Genomic DNA, 17,149 nt, shown 5'->3' on the forward strand with positions numbered 1-17,149 from the left:
GAACGCATTTCAATTCAGCGTTCGTGTACGTAAGTCCCTGGGGCGGCTTCCGCTGCGGCATAGGTCTTGTTACCCAAAGTCGTCGGCGCCTTCTTCAGCTTGCCCGCTCGCTCCGCCTGCCATGCCTGCCAGTGCAGCCACCAGGAATCGGTGTGCTTGGTCGCATTCTCCTGCCACTCCAACGGCTTGCCTGCCAAGCCATCGCTGGTCTGGTAGCGCGCCTTGGGGTTGCCCGGCGGGTTGAGGATGCTCTGGATATGCCCGCTGCTGGACAGTACGAATTCCACTTTGCCGCCAAACAGCTGGGCCGACTTGTAGCACGACTGCCATGGCGTGATGTGGTCGTTGGTGCCGGCCAGTGAGTAAATATCGGCCGTGACCTGCTTGAGGTCGATCGGCGTGCCGCACACTTCCAGGGCATTGGCGCGCACGAGTGGGTTGTTTTTGAACAGCTCGATCAGGTCGCCGTGGAACGCCGCCGGCAAGCGCGTGGTGTCGTTGTTCCAGAACAGGATGTCGAACACCGGCGGCTCATTGCCCAGCAGGTAGTTGTTGACCCAGTAGTTCCAGATCAGGTCGTTGGGGCGCATCCAGGCGAACACTTTGGCCATGTCGCGGCCCTCCAGCACGCCGGCCTGGTAGGAGTGGCGCTTGGCCGCTTCCAGGGTCTGTTCATCCACAAACAGCGCCACCTGGGTGTCCAGGGTGGTGTCCAGCACGCTCACCAGCAGGGTCAGGGCGTTGACCTTCTTCTCACCCAGCGCCGCGTAGTGGCCCAGCAGGGCGGTGCAGGTGATGCCGCCGGAGCAGGCGCCGAGCATGTTGATGTCCTTGCTGCCGGTGATTGCCGTGACCACATCGACCGCTTCCTTGAGCGCCTCGATATAGGTCGACAGGCCCCATTCGCGCTGGGCCTTGGTCGGGTTGCGCCAACTGACGATAAAGGTCTGCTGCCCATTGCGCAGGCAGAAGCGCGCCAGGCTCTTCTCCGGGCTCAGGTCGAATACGTAGAATTTGTTGATCTGCGGCGGTACCACCAGCAACGGGCGTTCGTGCACCTGTTCGGTGATCGGCTTGTACTGGATCAGCTCCAGCACGTCGTTGCGAAATACCACCGCCCCCTCGGTGATGCCCAGGGTCTTGCCGACTTCGAACGCGCCCATGTTGACCTGGCTCGGCATGCCGCCGTTGTGCACCATGTCCTTGGCCAGGTGCGACAGGCCGTCGAGCAGGCTCTTGCCGCCGGTTTCAAAGAAGCGTTTGACCGCCGCCGGGTTGGCCGCGCTGTTGGTGGGCGCCATGGCTTCGGTCATCAGGTTGATCACGAAGTGGCCGCGGCTGATGTCCTGTTCCGACAGGTTGCTGTCGCCGATCCAGTCATGCAGTTCCTTGCGCCACGCCAGGTAGGTTTGCAGGTAGCGTTTGTAGAGCGGGTTCTGGCTCCAGGCGGGGTCGTGAAAGCGACGGTCATCGCTTTCGGGCTGCAGCTGCGATTTGCCGAACATCACGTTCTTCAATTCAACGCCAAAGTGGGCGACGTGCTTGACGCTGTGCAACGGCTGCTTGATGGCTTGGGTCAGCACCATCTTGGCCGAGGCCAGTAAATCCTTTTTACGTAACGCGATGATCGGGTTGAGCCCCAGGGTGTTTTCCGAGGCCTGGCGTTTCAAGTCATCGTTGTTCTTGTTACTCATCTACGACGCTCCATTGTCCGAAAGACGAGTACCGGGTACCGCTGCGCACCAGGTTTCGATACACAACACAAGCCAGGTACTGCGACTCGGGTGACCGTTGATACCGCATCGTCAAATGCAGGGAACTTGCCAGTTCCATTGGTTACCCGAGTTTAATTTTTTTCGCAAGCGGGCCAATCGTTGGCCACGCGACAGGGCATTCAAGCAGATGAAATTAGAAAATGCCCTCTAAAGAGCAAGAGGCCTGAGCTAGAGCATCAGCCGCACGACCGATTCACTCGGGTCGCGGGTTTTTCCGGCCGCCTTGAGCTCGGCAAGATAATCGGCCCACAACGCATCCTGACGCACGGCCAACTGGTAGAGGTAGTCCCAGGTGAACAGTCCGCTGTCATGCCCGTCGTCGAAGGTCAATTTCAGGGCGTACTGGCCGGCCGGTTCGATCTTGGTCAGGCGCACGTTGAGCTTGCCGAACTGCAGGATAGGTTTGCCGTGGCCCTGGACCTCGGCGGAAGGCGAATGCACCCGCAGCAGTTCGGCGGGCAACTGGTAAACCTCGTCGGGGCCGTAGGTGAGGCCTAGGGTGTTGGAGGTTTTGTGCAGGTTTACAGCGGTAGGGAACTTGGCCATATGAGGTGCTCTTGAATAAACCGGCTTAAAAACGTGGGAGGGGGCTAGCCCCCGATTGCAGTGGGGCAGCTATAGATAAGCTGACTGATCCACCGCTATCGGGGGCAAGCCCCCTCCCACATTTGAAGCAAAGCAGTTCTGTGTGAGGCTTACAGAATATACCGCGACAAGTCCTCGTTCTGCGCCAATTCGCCCAAGTGGCTGTTGACGTAGTCGGCATCGATCTTGATCGCTACGCCATTCTGCAAGCCTGCCATGTCGCCGGCGCTGAAGGACACTTCCTCGAGCAGGCGCTCAAGCAGCGTGTGCAGGCGTCGGGCACCGATGTTCTCGGTCTTCTCGTTGACCTGCCAGGCAATCTCCGCCAGCCGCTTGATACCGTCCGGCAGGAACTCGATGCCCAGCCCTTCGGTTTTCAGCAGCTCGCGGTATTGCTCGGTCAGCGACGCATGCGGTTCGCTGAGGATGCGCTCGAAGTCGCCCGGGGTCAGCGCCTTCAGCTCTACGCGAATCGGCAGGCGACCTTGCAGCTCGGGCACCAGGTCGCTTGGCTTGCTCAGGTGGAACGCACCCGAAGCGATAAACAGGATGTGGTCAGTCTTGACCATGCCCAGCTTGGTATTGACGGTGCAGCCTTCGATCAACGGCAGCAGGTCGCGCTGCACACCTTCGCGGGATACATCGACGCCGCCGGAGTTGCCGCGCTTGGCCACTTTGTCGATCTCGTCGATAAACACGATGCCGTGCTGTTCAACCGCTTCCAGGGCCTTGGCCTTGAGTTCTTCCTCATTCACCAGGCGCCCGGCTTCTTCGTCGCGCACCAGCTTCAGCGCTTCCTTCACCTTGAGCTTGCGGCTTTTCTTCTTGCCCTTGCCCATGTTGGCGAACAGGTTCTGCAGCTGGCTGGTCATCTCTTCCATGCCAGGCGGTGCGGAGATGTCGACGCCCGAGACTTCAGCGACTTCGATCTCGATTTCCTTGTCGTCCAGCTGGCCTTCACGCAGACGCTTGCGGAACAGCTGGCGGGTGTTGGAATCCGAGGCCGGTGCTGCGTCTTCGTTGAAGCCCATGCGCGCCGGTGGCAGCAGGGCGTCGAGGATGCGTTCTTCGGCAGCGTCTTCGGCGCGGTGGCTGACCTTGGTCATTTCCTGTTCGCGCAGCAGCTTGAGGGCAGCGTCGGCCAGGTCACGAATGATCGACTCGACATCGCGGCCCACATAGCCGACTTCGGTGAACTTGGTGGCTTCGACCTTGATGAACGGCGCGTTGGCCAGCTTGGCCAGGCGTCGTGCGATCTCGGTTTTACCGACGCCGGTCGGGCCGATCATCAGGATGTTCTTCGGTGTTACTTCAACGCGCAATTCTTCGGGCAGTTGCATCCGGCGCCAGCGGTTACGCAGCGCGATGGCAACGGCGCGCTTGGCATCGTCCTGGCCGATGATATGGCGATTGAGTTCATGGACGATTTCGCGGGGAGTCATGGACATAGTGTTTGGCGGCCTCAAGCGGGAATAAGCCTACGGCTTACTCGGCGAGGTCCTGCTCCTCAATGGTGAAGTTGTGGTTGGTGAACACGCAGATGTCGCCGGCGATGCCCAGGGCAGTCTCGACGATTTCGCGGGCCGACAGGTCGGTCTTCTTCAACAGTGCGCTGGCTGCGGCTTGTGCATAACCACCGCCGGAGCCCATGGCGATCAGGCCATGTTCAGGCTCAACCACATCGCCGTTACCGGTGATGATGAGGGACGCATCTTTGTTGGCGACGGCCAGCATGGCTTCCAGGCGGCTGAGGGAGCGGTCGGTGCGCCATTCTTTGGCGAGTTCGACAGCGGCGCGTACGAGGTGGCCCTGGTGTTTTTCCAGCTGGCCTTCGAAACGCTCGAAGAGGGTGAAGGCGTCGGCGGTGGCACCGGCAAACCCGGCGAGAACCTGGCCGTGGTACAGGCGACGGACTTTCTTGGCGTTGCCTTTCATCACGGTATTGCCCAGGGAAACCTGGCCGTCGCCGCCCATGACGACTTTGCCGTGGCGACGTACTGAAACGATGGTGGTCAAGGGGAGAGTCTCCACGCAGCGGGGCGAAAATGCCCTGATGGAAACTCATATGGGGGTGGCGGGGGGGATTTCAACCATAGGGGTTTATGGCGGACGAGTGGTGTTTATCGGTCTGACGCACATTTCAGAGCGCTGCAGAACCAAATGTGGGAGGGGGCCTGCCCCCGATAGCGGAGTGTCAGTCAATGAATCTGGTGACTGATACACCGCCATCGGGGGCAAGCCCCCTCCCACATTTTGATCGAAGTTGAGCCCGAATCAGCGGCTCTGGCGCTGTTGTAACAACAGGTTGCTAAACCCTGCCCCGGCCAATTGTTTCTGCGCCACGGTCAGCTGTTCGCGGTTGCTGAACGGCCCCACCAGTACGCGATACCAGGTCGCGTCCTTCACCGTGCCGGACTCCACCGTCACCGTCTGGCCCAGCAGAATGATCTGCGCACGCACGCGATCCGCGTCCGCCTGTTTCGGGAAGGAGCCCGCTTGCAGGAAGAACTTGGTCACAGGGGCGGCTTTGGTCTCCGCAACCGGCGGTGCTGGCGGCGGAGTAATCCCGGCCAGTGCTGCCTGGGCCCGCGCGGTGTCGATTTTCGCTGCTTCTGCCGGGGTTACCGGGGTGGTCGGCACTTGCGGCGTCGGCAGGGTTTTCTCCGGCACGGCGTCAGGTGGCACGATCACTTCCGATTCCGGCAGCAGCGTATAGAAGTCGTACTTCGGCTTTACCGGTGCCGTTGGGCTCGGCGCAGTCTTGTTGGCTTCAGCCATTTTCGTGGCCTTCTGCTGTTCCTGCTTGACGCGTTTGACGTCATCGCCCTGGCCTGGGTCCAGCTTCATCAGGAACACGATAAACGCGCCAACCGTGAGGCCGATGGCCATCCACAACCAGCCCGGGATCGGCTTCTTCGCCGGGGCCTGGTAGCGGCTGGCGCCGCGCTTGGGTGCAGGTTTTTTCTTGGCAGCCAACTTACATACGCTCCAGAGTTTCCAGGCCCAACAGTTCCAGGCCTTGCTTGAGGGTCCGTCCAGCCAGTGCGGCGAGGCGCAGGCGACTTTGCTTCTGGGCTTCGTCGTCGGCAGTGAGGATTGGGCAGTTCTCGTAGAAGCTGGAGAACAACCCGGCGACTTCGTACAGGTAGGTGCAGAGGATATGCGGCGTGCCTTTCTCGCCGACGCTGTTCAGCACTTCGCCGAATTGCGCCAGCTTGGCGGCCAGTTCCTGTTCATGGGGCGCGTCCAGCACGATCCGGCCTTCGACTTCGCTGAAGTCCTTGCCCAGCTTGCGGAACACACCGGCCACGCGGGTGTAGGCGTACAGCAGGTACGGCGCGGTGTTGCCCTCGAAGTTGAGCATCAGTTCGAAGTTGAAGCTGTAGTCGCTGGTGCGGTGCTTGGACAGGTCGGCGTATTTCACCGCGCCAATCCCCACCACGCGGGCGATGTTGCGCAGGTCGGCTTCGGCCAGCTCCGGGTTCTTTTCCTTCACCAGGTTGTAGGCACGGTCCTGGGCTTCGTTGAGCAGGTCGATCAGCTTCACGGTGCCGCCGTCGCGGGTCTTGAACGGGCGGCCGTCGGCGCCGTTCATGGTGCCGAAGCCCATGTGCTCCATGTGCATCGGGTGGGTGACGAAACCGGCGCGACGTGCCACTTCGAACACCTGCTGGAAGTGCAGGGCCTGGCGTTGGTCGACGAAATACAGCGCACGGTCGGCCTTGAGTACACCACTGCGGTAGCGCACGGCCGCCAGGTCGGTGGTGGCATAGAGGTAGCCGCCATCGGCCTTGACGATGATCACCGGCAGCGGCTCGCCGTCGGCGGTCTTGAATTCTTCGAGGAACACGCACTGCGCGCCGTTGCTCTCGACCAGCAGGCCCTTGGCCTTGAGGTCGTTGACCACGTTGATCAGGTCGTCGTTGTAGGCGCTTTCGCCCATTACGTCGGCCATGGTCAGCTTGACGTTGAGCAGCTCGTAGATTTCCTGACAGTGGGACAGCGAGATCTCGCGGAAGCGGCCCCACAGTTCCAGGCATTCCTTGTCGCCGGCTTGCAGCTTGACCACCAGGCCGCGCGCGCGATCGGCGAACTCCTCGGATTCGTCGAAACGCTTCTTGGCGGCGCGGTAGAAGTTCTCCAGGTCCGACAGCTCGTTGCTGGTGATCGGGTTTTCCTGCAGATAAGCCATCAGCATGCCGAACTGGGTGCCCCAGTCGCCCACATGGTTCTGGCGGATCACGGTGTCGCCGAGGAATTCCAGCACCCGTGCCACACCGTCGCCGATGATGGTCGAGCGCAGGTGGCCGACGTGCATCTCTTTGGCCAGGTTGGGCGCCGACAGGTCAATGGCCACGCGCTGAGCCGGGCCGGCCTTGCGCACGCCGATCCTGGCGTCGGCCAGGGCTGCATCCAGGCGTGACGCCAGGGCCTGGGTGTTCTGGAAGAAGTTGATAAAGCCCGGGCCGGCGATTTCGGCCTTGGTAACACTCTCGTCGGCGGGCAGCGCGGCGATGATTTTCTCCGCCAGGTCGCGCGGCTTCATGCCGGCCGGCTTGGACAGCATCATCGCAATGTTGCTGGCGAAGTCGCCGTGGGTCTTGTCGCGGGTGTTTTCCACCTGGATCGCCGGCGTCAGGCCTTCAGGCAACACACCTTCGTTGACGAGTTGGGTGAGGGCTTGTTGGATCAGCTGGCGAATGGTGTCTTTCATGGTGTTCTCTTTCGACCGCAAGCGGCGGCGCGCGATGCGCAGGTGGAAAAGCTGGGCATTATCCGTGGCGAGGGCGGGCTTGCCAACCTTCGCAGGACCTGTGGCCAGGCTTAATACAAATCTACCGGGTCTACATCCAACGACCATCGCACCTGGCGGCCACTCGGCATTTGCTCCAGCGCAAGCAACCAGCTACTTAATAGCCGATGCAGCGGTGCGCGGGACGTTGCCTGCAAGAGTAGCTGGGCACGATAACGCCCGGCACGACGCTCCATGGGCGCTGGCACCGGGCCAAGCAGCTCGATGCCGCTCAGCCCCAGCTCGCCGAGCAAGCGTTCGGCTGCGCTGCAGGCTTCATCCAGAAAGCCCTCGGCCTGCCCCGGTTTATGGGCTTCGGCGCGCAGCAGTGCCAAGTGTGCAAAGGGCGGCAGGCCGGCGGAGCGGCGTTCGCTCAGCGCCTGTTCGGCGAAGGCAAAGTAGCCTTGTTCTGTCAGTTGAATCAGCAGTGGATGGTCGGCCAGGTGAGTCTGGATAATCACCTTGCCCGGCTCTTCGGCACGCCCGGCGCGGCCGGCGACCTGCACGATCAACTGCGCCATGCGTTCGCTGGCGCGGAAGTCGCCGGAGAACAGGCCGCCGTCGGCATCCAGGATCGACACCAGGGTCACCCGTGGGAAGTGGTGCCCTTTGGCGAGCATCTGCGTACCCACCAGGATGCACGGCTGGCCCTTCTGGATGGTGGCGAAGAGCTGGTTCATCGCGTCCTTGCGCGACGTGCTGTCGCGGTCGACCCGCAGGACCGGATAGTCCGGGAACAAAATGCCCAGGCGCTCCTCGGCGCGCTCGGTGCCTGCGCCCACCGGGCGCAGGTCGACCTTGCCGCACTGCGGGCAGTGGCGCGGTACACGCTCCACATGGCCGCAATGGTGGCAACGCAGCTCGCCATGGCGCTGGTGCACGGTCATGCGCGCATCGCAGCGTTCGCACTCGGACATCCAGCCGCAGTCATGGCACAGCAGTGTCGGTGCAAAGCCTCGGCGGTTGAGAAACACCAAGACCTGCTGGCCGGCCGCCAGGGTCTGGCCGATAGCTTGTTGCATCGGCCCGGAAATGCCGCTGTCCAGCGGCCGGCTTTTTACGTCCAGGCGCAGGAAGCGGGGTTGCTTGGCGCCGCCGGCCCGCTCGTTCAAGCGCAGGAGCCCGTAACGACCAGTGTAGGCGTTGTGCAGGCTTTCCAGGGACGGTGTGGCCGAGCCCAGCACAATCGGGATGTCTTCCTGACGCGCGCGCACCAGTGCCAGGTCGCGGGCGTGGTAGCGCAGGCCTTCCTGTTGTTTATAGGAGCCGTCGTGCTCCTCGTCGATGATGATCAGCCCGGGATTTTTCATCGGCGTGAACAACGCCGAGCGGGTGCCGATAATAATGTCGGCTTCGCCATCCCGCGCCGCCAGCCACGACTCCAGGCGCTCACGGTCATTGATCGCCGAGTGCACCAGGGCGATGCGCGCATTGAAACGCTGTTCGAAGCGCGCCAGGGTCTGCGGGCCCAGGTTGATCTCGGGGATCAGCACCAGTGCCTGTTTGCCGGCCTGCAGGGTTTCGCGGATCAGCTGCAAATAGACTTCGGTCTTGCCGCTGCCGGTGACGCCGGCCAGCAGGAACGCATGGAAGCTGCCTGCGCCTGCGCGAATCGCTTCATAGGCGGCGCGTTGTTCAGGGTTCAGCGGCAGTTCGGGCTGGGCCAGCCAGTGTTCGTGGCGCGGGTCGGGGGCGTGCTTGCGGATTTCCACCTGCACCAAACCCTTGGCCAGCAACAAGTCGAGGCTGTCCTTGCTCAGCATCAGCTTGCTCAATAGCTGATGGGCGACGCCATGGGGATGCTGGGCCAGGGTCGCCAGGGCTTCACGCTGGCGCGGTGCGCGGGCGATGCGCGGGTCGTCGAGACGTGCGCCGGGCACCGTCGACCAGAAGCGTTCCTGACGCGCTTCGGCCAGTTCGCCCTGGCGCAACAGCACCGGCAATGCCCAGCTCAACGTGTCACCGAGGCTGTGCTGGTAATACTGGGCGGTCCACAGGCACAGCTTGAACAGCGCGGGCGGCAGCGGTGGCGTGGCGTCGAGCATGGCGATGGCCGGCTTGAGTTTCTCGGCCGGCACTTCGCTGTGGTCGGCGACTTCCACTAGGATGCCGATCATCTCCCGGCGGCCAAACGGCACGCGCACGCGCATGCCTGGCTGCAACTGCGCCCGCAGCACACCGGCCGGAGCCCGGTAGTCGAACAGGCGGCGCAGGGGCGAGGGCAGGGCTAGGCGCAAAATGGCGTCGGGCACGCGGGGAGTCTCATATAAAGGCAGGCGGTGGCGCAGGGGCGGGAGCCTAGCAGACAGCGGGAGGCTTGGGGTAGCCGCCAGTTTTCTGATGAAAGGTGCTTTTATGTTGACACCCGACGGGTGTCGCCGCTTGCGCGTTTAAAAAGGTCTGGTAGAATCCGCGGCCTAATTACGTGCGGTATTCGACAATAGTGTCGAGTGGCGGCACGCTAGCCCGAGGAAGTCACCATGAAAGCCGATATCCATCCAGCGTACGAAACCATCGAAGTGACCTGCAGCTGCGGCAACAAGTTCGAAACTCGCTCGAACCTGTGCAAGCCACTGGGTACTGACGTATGCAACGAGTGCCACCCGTTCTACACCGGTAAGCAGAAAACTCTGGACACCGGCGGCCGTGTACAGCGCTTCGCAGATCGCTTTGGTGCTTTCGGCAAGAAGCCTGCTGCTACTCCAGCAGAGTAAGGCTCAAAAGCCTTATGGGCTTTTGCCAGCTGTTGAAAAAGGCGTCCCTTGTGGGCGCCTTTTTTGTGCCTGCGATTTGGTTGTCGGCGGCCCAGGCTCAGGTGTTTTGCCCGGCGCCAGCGGCCCTGGCCCGCGTGGAAGTGCAGCGGGTGGTGGATGGCGACACGGTGCGCCTCAAGGATGGCCGCAGTGTGCGGATGATCGGTATCAATGCCCCGGAAACCGGCAGGAAGGGGCGCGCCGACGAGCCTTTTGCGGTCGCGGCGCGTCAGCGTCTGCAGGCGTTGGTGCAGGCCAGCGGTGGTCGTGTCGGCCTGGTGCCGGGGCGTGAGGGTAAGGATCATTACGGCCGCACCCTGGCCCATCTCTATGGTGCCGACGGCAAGAACCTGGAGGCGCAACTGTTGGCCGAGGGCCTGGGGTTCCAGGTCGGCGTGGCCCCCAATGTCGATCTCGTCGCCTGTCAGCAGGCGGCGGAGAACAGCGCCCGCAACGCGCGGCTGGGCCTGTGGCGCCAATCACCGGTGCAATCCGTGGCGCACCTCAAGCGCTCCGGGTTTGCCGTGGTCAGCGGCCGGGTCAGTCAGGTAACGCGCAATCGTGGTGGTATCTGGATTGAGATGCAGGGATCAGTGGTATTACGCATCGCTCCTGCTCTGATCAGCCAATTCGATGCTGCCACGCTCAATGGTCTGCAAGGCCGCGCTGTCGAAGCGCGTGGCTGGGTGCAGGATCGCTCGCGCCGGGGAGGGCTCAAAAATGGCCAGGCCCGCTGGCTCCTCCCGTTGACCGATCCGGGCATGTTGAAAACCTCGTCTTGAGAAAAATTGTAGACATTTTTTAATGCGATTGTGAACAGTTAAGCCCTTGTATACCGTGGCTCTTGGCCGAAAGTCTTACTGCAGGGCCCTTGACACCTGTGACTGCCCAGTCTTGTAGGGACTTTACGACACGAGTATCCTCGGCGGTCCGTCGACCAACAGTAAAAGCGGAATGCCGATATGTCTGATTTGAAAACTGCCGCTCTCGAATATCATGCCCATCCTCGTCCAGGAAAGCTGAGTGTAGAGCTCACCAAAGCCACCGCCACCGCCCGCGACCTGTCGCTGGCCTACAGCCCTGGCGTGGCCGAGCCCGTACGTGAAATCGCCCGCGACCCTGAACTGGCGTACAAGTACACCGGCAAGGGCAACCTGGTTGCAGTGATTTCCGATGGCACCGCGATTCTGGGCCTGGGTAACCTCGGCCCACTGGCCTCCAAGCCAGTCATGGAAGGTAAAGGCGTGCTGTTCAAGCGCTTCGCCGGCATCGACGTTTTCGACATCGAAGTCGATTCCGAGAGCCCGCAGGCTTTCATCGACACCGTCAAGCGCATCTCCATCACCTTCGGTGGCATCAACCTGGAAGACATCAAGGCACCTGAGTGCTTCGAGATCGAAAAGGCCTTGATCGAGCAGTGCGACATTCCGGTATTCCACGATGACCAGCACGGCACCGCGATCGTCACCGCTGCCGGCATGATCAACGCCCTGGAAATCGCTGGCAAAACCCTGGCTGACGCCAAGATCGTCTGCCTGGGCGCCGGCGCTGCAGCCATCTCCTGCATGAAGCTGATCGTCAGCATGGGCGCCAAGCTGGAAAACATCTACATGGTCGACAGCAAGGGCGTGATCCAGTCCGAGCGTACCGACCTGAACCAATACAAGGCGATGTTTGCCCACCCGTCCTCCAAGCGCACCCTGGCTGACGCCCTGAACGGTGCCGACGTGTTCGTTGGCCTGTCCGGCCCGAACCTGCTGAGCGCTGAAGGCCTGAAGTCCATGGCGGCCAACCCGATCGTGTTCGCCTGCTCCAACCCTGATCCTGAAATCGCCCCGGAACTGGCCCACGCCACCCGCGACGACGTGATCATGGCCACCGGTCGTTCGGACTACCCGAACCAGGTCAACAACGTACTGGGCTTCCCGTTCATCTTCCGTGGTGCCCTGGACGTTCGCGCCAAGCGCATCAACGAAGAGATGAAAGTGGCTGCCGCCAACGCCCTGCGTGAGCTGGCCAAGCTGCCGGTGCCTCAGGACGTGTGCGACGCCTACGGTGGCGCCAAGTTGGAATTCGGTCGTGAGTACATCATTCCGAAACCAATGGATAAGCGCCTGATCACCCTGATCTCCGATGCCGTGGCCAAAGCCGCGATCGAGACCGGTGTGGCCACCCTGCCGTATCCGAAAAACTACCCGCTGCAAAGCGTGGATGATGTGTTCAACGGCTAAGCCGTTGTAGCGCACCAACAAAAAGCCCCGGCTCTCGCGAGTCGGGGCTTTTTGCTGTGTGGTAATTAATCCAAGCCTTGTGGAGAGCCCAATGTGGGAGGGGCAATCCCCCTCTCACATTGGGTTCTGCGTAGGCTTGAGGTCCAGGTTAGAACAGATCGATCGGTGCAGCCTCATCCGCCGGCAACGGGCTGCCCGGTACGACGCCGTTGCCCAGCTCATTGACCGACGGCGGCGTGTCTTCGCTCTTGAACAGTTCAAAGTACGCATTCGGCGTGCTCGGCGAAGCCGCACGGCCACTGACCGGGTCGATCCGCAGGCTGAGGATACCTTCCGGCTCCGGTTGGGTGTGCAGCGGCTTGTCCTTCAGGGCGGCGCCCATGTAGCTCATCCAGATCGGCAGCGCGACGGTGCCACCGAACTCGCGGCGGCCAAGGCTTTCCGGCTGGTCGTAGCCGGTCCACACGGTGGTCACGTAGTCGGCGTTATAGCCGGAGAACCAGGCGTCCTTGGATTCGTTGGTGGTACCGGTCTTGCCCGCGATGTCCGCGCGGCCCAAGGCCAGGGCGCGTCGGCCGGTCCCCTTCTTGATGACGTCTTCCAGGATGCTGTTGAGGATATAGGTGGTACGCCCATCCACAATGCGCTCGGCCACGGCAGGTACTTGCGGTTCGGGTGCAGCAGCATTGGCGGCTGGCGCGGTACCTGGGGTCGGCTCGATGGTGATACCGCCATTGCTTGGCGCCGCCAGGCCATCCGTCGCAGCTACGCCGTTGACCACGTCACCCGGCACTCGCGGTGGGTTGGCGGTGAACAGGGTGTCGCCGTTGCGGCTTTCAATCTTGTCGATCAGGTACGGTGCGATCTTGTAGCCGCCGTTGGCGAAAGTACTCCAGCCGGTGGCGATTTCCATCGGTGTGAGGGTCGCGGTGCCCAGGGCCAGGGACAGGTTCGGCGGCAGGTCCGACTTGTTGAAGCCAAAGCGCGTGATGTAGTCGATGGTCTTGCCTACCCCCATCGCCTGAAGCAAGCGGATCGACACGAGGTTACGCGACTTGTACAGCGCCTCACGGATACGGATAGGGCCGAGGAAGGTGTTGGTGTCGTTCTTCGGACGCCATACTTTGTCCAGGTACTCGTCGACAAACACGATGGGCGCATCGTTGACCAGGCTGGCGGCGGTGTAACCGTTATCCAGGGCTGCGCTGTAGATGAACGGCTTGAAGCTCGAGCCCGGCTGGCGCTTGGCCTGGGTGGCCCGGTTGTAGTTGCTCTGTTCGAAGGCGAAGCCACCCACCAGGGCGCGGATTGCACCGTTCTGCGGGTCCAGCGATACCAGTGCGCCCTGGGCCAGCGGCACCTGGCTGAACTTCAGGCTGTCGTCCTTCTGACGTTGCACGCGGATCAGGTCACCCACTTGCGCGACATCCGACGGCTGCTTCGGCATCGGGCCCATGCTGTTGGTGTTCAGGAACGGGCGCGCCCATTTCATGCTGTCCCAGGCCACGTGAGCCTCGCCGGTGCGGGTCAGTACCTGTACGCCATCTTTTTTCACCTGAGTGACGATGGCCGGTTCCAGGCCGCTGATCGCACGTTGTTTGCCCAGCTCGGCCGTCCAGGCGCTCAGGGTCTTGCCCGGCAGGCGCGACTCAGGGCCTCGGTAGCCGTGGCGTTGGTCGTAGGTGATCAGGCCGGAATGCACCGAGTCATTGGCGATGTCCTGCAAATCGCTCGGAACCGTCGTGGTCACGCGGAAGCCTTCGGTGTAGGCCTCGCTGCCATAACGGCCGACCATCTCGGCACGCGCCATTTCAGCGATATACGGGGCATTCACTTCCGGCGTCGGCACGTGGTAGCTGGCGTTCAACGGCTCGGCCACCGCACTTTCATAGGCGGCCTGGTCGATCTTGCCCAGCTTGTACATGCGCCCCAGGATCCAGTCACGCCGCTCTTTGCTGCGCGCCGGGTTGGCCAGGGGGTTGAAGCGCGAAGGGGCCTTCGGCAGGCCGGCAATCATGGCCATCTGCGCCAGGCTGGCGTCACGAATCGACTTGCCGTAGTAGACCTGGGAAGCGGCTTCGATGCCGTAGGCGCGGTTGCCCAGGTAGATCTTGTTGACGTACAGCTCAAGGATCTCGTCCTTGGTCAACTGACGCTCGATCTGCAATGCCAGCAGGATTTCAGTGGCCTTGCGCGAAAAACTGCGTTCGCTGGTAAGGAAGAAATTCTTCGCCACCTGCATGGTGATGGTGCTGCCACCGGATTGAATGTGTCCGCTTTTTACCAATTGCGTGGCGGCGCGCACCAGGCTGCTGGGGTCGACGCCATAGTGGTTGGCAAAATTATCGTCTTCGGCCGACAGCAACGCGCTGATGAAATTAGGTGGAATGTCGGCAAAACGGATCGGTGTGCGGCGCATTTCGCCGAACTCCGCGATCAGTTTTTCATCGCTGCTGTAGACCCGCAAAGGAATCTGCAACTGGATACTTCTGAGAGCCTCTACGGACGGTAAACCCGGACTAAGGTAGAGGTAGGCCCCGCTGAGTACGAGCAGCAGCCCGCAGACGATCGCGACAATGGAGTACCCGAAAAACTTCAGCAGACGGATCAAGGCTTTTGGATTTCCAGAGAAAAGAATGGGTTACGCGTCGGGGCATGCATGGCAAACGATGGATCGACCCGAGCTGCAGATAAAAAGCGGGGAAAAACGCTGGGCATTAAAGCATTTTTCGCCTTGGGGCGTCATTCGCGCCGGCTCAACAAGTCGACCGAATGCAGGGCGTCCAGCGGCAATCAGGCGTTAAGACAGGGAAAGCTTTGGGGAGTTTTATGGGAAAGGGATTTTTCAGGCGAAAAGTCGACACCGTCCTTGGCGTCGACATCAATGAGGCAGGGATCAGGCTGGTAGAGCTGAGCTGTTCAGCCAACCGTTACACCGTGCAGGGCTACGCCACACAGGCGCTGCCGGCCCAGGCAGTAGCCGACGGCGTCTGGCTGGACCTGGAAGGCATAGGCCATGCGCTGTACATGGCACTGTCCAGGCTGCGGACGTCAACCAGGCAGGCGGCAGTCGCGGTTTCCGGTCCTTCGGTCATTACACAGGTAATTGAAATGCAGGCGGGGCTTGGCGACGACGAAATGGCCTGGAGGATCCAGATGGAGGCAGATCAATATATTCCCTACCCGCTGGACGAGGTGGCGCTGGACTTTCAGGTTCAGGGGCCATCGACACAGGATCCCGCGCGGGTCGAGGTGTTGTTGGCGGCGTGTCCCAAGGAACACGTCGAGGTCCGTGAAGCCGTTTTGGCCTTGGCGGGGCTGGTGCCCAGGGTGGTGGATGTCGAAGGGTTTGCATTGGCGCGCGCTTGCCGTCAGGATTTCTCCAGCTTTACGCCGGGCCATCGAGTCGATGGTGCACAGTGGATCGTGGACGCCCCTGGGATGGGAGTCGCTTGCGGGTTGGCCCTGAGGAGTTTCGCTGGATGACACGAATCAATCTTTTGCCTTGGCGCCAGGCGCTGGCTGAACGGCGGCGTAAATATTTCCTCGTGCTGCTGGTGGCGTTTGCCTGCGTGGCGCTCGCGACGGTGTGGCTGGCAGACCAGGTGATCGACCAGGCGATCGACCGGCAGGTGACGCGAAACGATCATGTGCGTAAGGACGTCGGCGTCCTGGACTCGCGTATCAAGACCATTGACGACCTCCAGGTGCAAAGCCAGCAATTGGCGGAGCGTATGAAAGTCGTGCAAGACCTGCACGATAATCGCTCGGCCGGTGCACAACTGCTGGATCAGTTGGCCCGTGCGGTGCCTGACGGTGTGCATTTGCATGAAGTCGTGGCGAAAGGCGATACGGTGAGTATCAGCGGCAGTGCTGAATCCAGCCAGGATATTGCCCAGTTGATGCGACGCCTGGAGGCATCCGAGGGCGCCCACGCCACTCGCCTGCAACACGTACGAACCGACGGCACTCGCGGCAATAATGAATTCCAGTTGATGGTGCGCCAGGGCGAATCGTCCGAGGCCCAGCCATGAGCCGGCCCTGGCTCGAATTTTCCGCGCTGACTCACACTGCTGCCAAATGGCCCTTACCCGGCAAGATCTTGCTGGGCTGCGCGTTGGCCGGCGTGGTGCTGCTGGTGGGCGACCTTGTGTACCTCAGCCCGTCGCGGGAGCGCTTGCGTGAGGTCCAGGTGCAGGAAGTGAGCTTGCAGCAGCAACTCGCGGAAAAAGCCGTCTTGGCGGCCAATCTTGAAGGGCGGGCTCGCCAGGTCCAGCTTATGCAGGAGAAGGTCAGCGGGCTTTTGCAGCAAATGCCGGAAGAGTCCGAAATGCCCGGCTTTCTTGAAGACATCGCCAGGATGGCGCTGGCCAACGGTTTGGTGATTGAGAGCGTCACTCCGTTGGATAAGCTGTCTCGGCCGTTCTATCACGAACAGCCCGTTCGCATCGGCGCCACCGGTACCTATCACGACCTGGCGACGTTTGTGAGTGCCCTGGGTAGCCTTTCGCGAATCGCCACGGCGCACGATATTGCCATGCGACGTGACGGCAAACTGCTGCACCTTGATCTGCTGGCCAAGACTTATTGGCATGAGCGACAAGGCATCAAGCGGGACACGGCTGTCATGCAAGGGCAATCCTTTGTATACGGCGCCTCAGGTATTCGTGATCCGTTCCAACCCATTGCCCTGCAAGTCGAGCGTGCGCCAGGGCGGACGGCCGCTGCGCCGGACCTCGCTCGACCGCGCGAAGCCTTGGAAGGCCACCCAGTGGATCAGTTCGAGATGGTCGGCACGTTGTCCCGTGGGACGCAGACCTTCGCCTTGCTGCGCCAAGCCTCAACCGTGCATCGCCTGGCAGTCGGCGACTATGTGGGGCCGGATCATGGTCGAGTCACAGCGATTCATGACGGCCATATCGAACTGGTCGAGTTATTTCCCGATGAACAGGGCGCATGGCTGGAGCGCCCTCGAACCCTCGTGCTAAACGTCAACTCATAACGGAACCAAAC

Annotated in this window: 14 protein-coding genes; 6 read left to right on the forward strand and 8 right to left on the reverse strand. The window is 61.7% G+C overall.

The genetic code is table 11. From position 1 onward, the window contains the following. Positions 1–14 precede the first annotated feature (14 nt). From phaC to ACHPFG_RS02940, 7 genes are all read right to left on the reverse strand, one after another. Entirely contained in the window at positions 15–1,694 is a 1,680-nt protein-coding gene (gene phaC / locus ACHPFG_RS02910) for a class II poly(R)-hydroxyalkanoic acid synthase (RefSeq protein WP_131696868.1), read from the reverse strand. Positions 1,695–1,943: 249 nt separating this feature from the next. Next, on the reverse strand, positions 1,944–2,321 hold the full coding sequence (locus ACHPFG_RS02915) for a gamma-butyrobetaine hydroxylase-like domain-containing protein (protein ID WP_027605016.1): 378 nt from the start codon (positions 2,319–2,321) through the stop codon (positions 1,944–1,946). A gap of 149 nt (positions 2,322–2,470) precedes the next feature. Then, on the reverse strand, positions 2,471–3,808 hold the full coding sequence (gene hslU / locus ACHPFG_RS02920; protein ID WP_131696866.1) for an ATP-dependent protease ATPase subunit HslU: 1,338 nt from the start codon (positions 3,806–3,808) through the stop codon (positions 2,471–2,473). Positions 3,809–3,845: 37 nt separating this feature from the next. Further along, positions 3,846–4,376 (reverse strand): ATP-dependent protease subunit HslV, encoded by a 531-nt coding sequence (gene hslV / locus ACHPFG_RS02925; RefSeq protein ID WP_010563201.1) that lies wholly within the window; start codon positions 4,374–4,376, stop codon positions 3,846–3,848. Between the two features lie 258 nt (positions 4,377–4,634). Beyond that, positions 4,635–5,336, reverse strand: coding sequence for an SPOR domain-containing protein (locus ACHPFG_RS02930; RefSeq protein ID WP_027605014.1), 702 nt, complete (start codon positions 5,334–5,336; stop codon positions 4,635–4,637). 1 nt (position 5,337) lies between these two features. Further along, the gene (argS, locus tag ACHPFG_RS02935) at positions 5,338–7,074 is read right to left on the reverse strand and encodes an arginine--tRNA ligase (protein WP_027605013.1); all 1,737 of its coding nucleotides are present in this window, start codon (positions 7,072–7,074) and stop codon (positions 5,338–5,340) included. A gap of 110 nt (positions 7,075–7,184) precedes the next feature. Next, complete coding sequence (locus tag ACHPFG_RS02940) at positions 7,185–9,404, reverse strand: primosomal protein N' (RefSeq protein WP_431701562.1); 2,220 nt, start codon at positions 9,402–9,404, stop codon at positions 7,185–7,187. A 228-nt stretch (positions 9,405–9,632) separates the two neighbouring features. On the opposite strand from ACHPFG_RS02940, the gene rpmE reads away from it, so the two are divergent. From rpmE to ACHPFG_RS02955, 3 genes are all read left to right on the forward strand, one after another. Then, the gene (rpmE, locus tag ACHPFG_RS02945; RefSeq protein ID WP_005784030.1) at positions 9,633–9,866 is read left to right on the forward strand and encodes a 50S ribosomal protein L31; all 234 of its coding nucleotides are present in this window, start codon (positions 9,633–9,635) and stop codon (positions 9,864–9,866) included. A 14-nt stretch (positions 9,867–9,880) separates the two neighbouring features. Next, positions 9,881–10,687 carry a thermonuclease family protein gene (locus ACHPFG_RS02950; RefSeq protein ID WP_431701563.1) on the forward strand — a complete coding sequence of 269 codons (807 nt, stop codon included), beginning with the start codon at positions 9,881–9,883 and terminating at the stop codon, positions 10,685–10,687. Between the two features lie 180 nt (positions 10,688–10,867). Further along, positions 10,868–12,136 (forward strand): malic enzyme-like NAD(P)-binding protein, encoded by a 1,269-nt coding sequence (locus ACHPFG_RS02955; protein WP_027605010.1) that lies wholly within the window; start codon positions 10,868–10,870, stop codon positions 12,134–12,136. Positions 12,137–12,284: 148 nt separating this feature from the next. On the opposite strand, the gene ACHPFG_RS02960 is transcribed toward ACHPFG_RS02955, so the two are convergent. Beyond that, complete coding sequence (locus ACHPFG_RS02960) at positions 12,285–14,744, reverse strand: penicillin-binding protein 1A (RefSeq protein ID WP_431703434.1); 2,460 nt, start codon at positions 14,742–14,744, stop codon at positions 12,285–12,287. Positions 14,745–14,965: 221 nt separating this feature from the next. Here ACHPFG_RS02960 and pilM point away from each other — a divergent pair, with 221 nt between their 5' ends. Genes pilM through ACHPFG_RS02975 form a run of 3 tightly spaced genes read left to right on the forward strand, consistent with a single transcriptional unit; the run spans position 14,966 to position 17,138 of the window. Continuing rightward, complete coding sequence (gene pilM / locus ACHPFG_RS02965) at positions 14,966–15,622, forward strand: type IV pilus biogenesis protein PilM (RefSeq protein WP_431701564.1); 657 nt, start codon at positions 14,966–14,968, stop codon at positions 15,620–15,622. Beyond that, positions 15,619–16,170, forward strand: a complete 552-nt coding sequence (locus ACHPFG_RS02970) for a PilN domain-containing protein (protein ID WP_431701565.1) — start codon at positions 15,619–15,621, stop codon at positions 16,168–16,170. Before pilM ends, ACHPFG_RS02970 begins: the two co-directional genes overlap by 4 nt. After that, positions 16,167–17,138 carry a pilus assembly protein PilP gene (locus ACHPFG_RS02975; RefSeq protein ID WP_431701566.1) on the forward strand — a complete coding sequence of 324 codons (972 nt, stop codon included), beginning with the start codon at positions 16,167–16,169 and terminating at the stop codon, positions 17,136–17,138. Before ACHPFG_RS02970 ends, ACHPFG_RS02975 begins: the two co-directional genes overlap by 4 nt. Positions 17,139–17,149 lie beyond the last annotated feature (11 nt).

It is taken from the genome of Pseudomonas sp. BR20 (genome assembly GCF_050780135.1).
In the GTDB taxonomy this organism is placed as follows: Bacteria; Pseudomonadota; Gammaproteobacteria; order Pseudomonadales; family Pseudomonadaceae; genus Aquipseudomonas.

What these genes read in the sequence shown, in the direction of transcription:
- argS (WP_027605013.1), bottom strand. Translation starts at nt 7,074, where the DNA reads ATGAAAGACACCATTCGCCAGCTGATCCAACAAGCCCTCACCCAACTC.
- ACHPFG_RS02955 (WP_027605010.1), top strand. Translation starts at nt 10,868, where the DNA reads ATGTCTGATTTGAAAACTGCCGCTCTCGAATATCATGCCCATCCTCGT.
- ACHPFG_RS02970 (WP_431701565.1), top strand. Translation starts at nt 15,619, where the DNA reads ATGACACGAATCAATCTTTTGCCTTGGCGCCAGGCGCTGGCTGAACGG.
- ACHPFG_RS02950 (WP_431701563.1), top strand. Translation starts at nt 9,881, where the DNA reads ATGGGCTTTTGCCAGCTGTTGAAAAAGGCGTCCCTTGTGGGCGCCTTT.
- rpmE (WP_005784030.1), top strand. Translation starts at nt 9,633, where the DNA reads ATGAAAGCCGATATCCATCCAGCGTACGAAACCATCGAAGTGACCTGC.
- ACHPFG_RS02975 (WP_431701566.1), top strand. Translation starts at nt 16,167, where the DNA reads ATGAGCCGGCCCTGGCTCGAATTTTCCGCGCTGACTCACACTGCTGCC.
- ACHPFG_RS02915 (WP_027605016.1), bottom strand. Translation starts at nt 2,321, where the DNA reads ATGGCCAAGTTCCCTACCGCTGTAAACCTGCACAAAACCTCCAACACC.
- hslU (WP_131696866.1), bottom strand. Translation starts at nt 3,808, where the DNA reads ATGTCCATGACTCCCCGCGAAATCGTCCATGAACTCAATCGCCATATC.
- phaC (WP_131696868.1), bottom strand. Translation starts at nt 1,694, where the DNA reads ATGAGTAACAAGAACAACGATGACTTGAAACGCCAGGCCTCGGAAAAC.
- pilM (WP_431701564.1), top strand. Translation starts at nt 14,966, where the DNA reads ATGGGAAAGGGATTTTTCAGGCGAAAAGTCGACACCGTCCTTGGCGTC.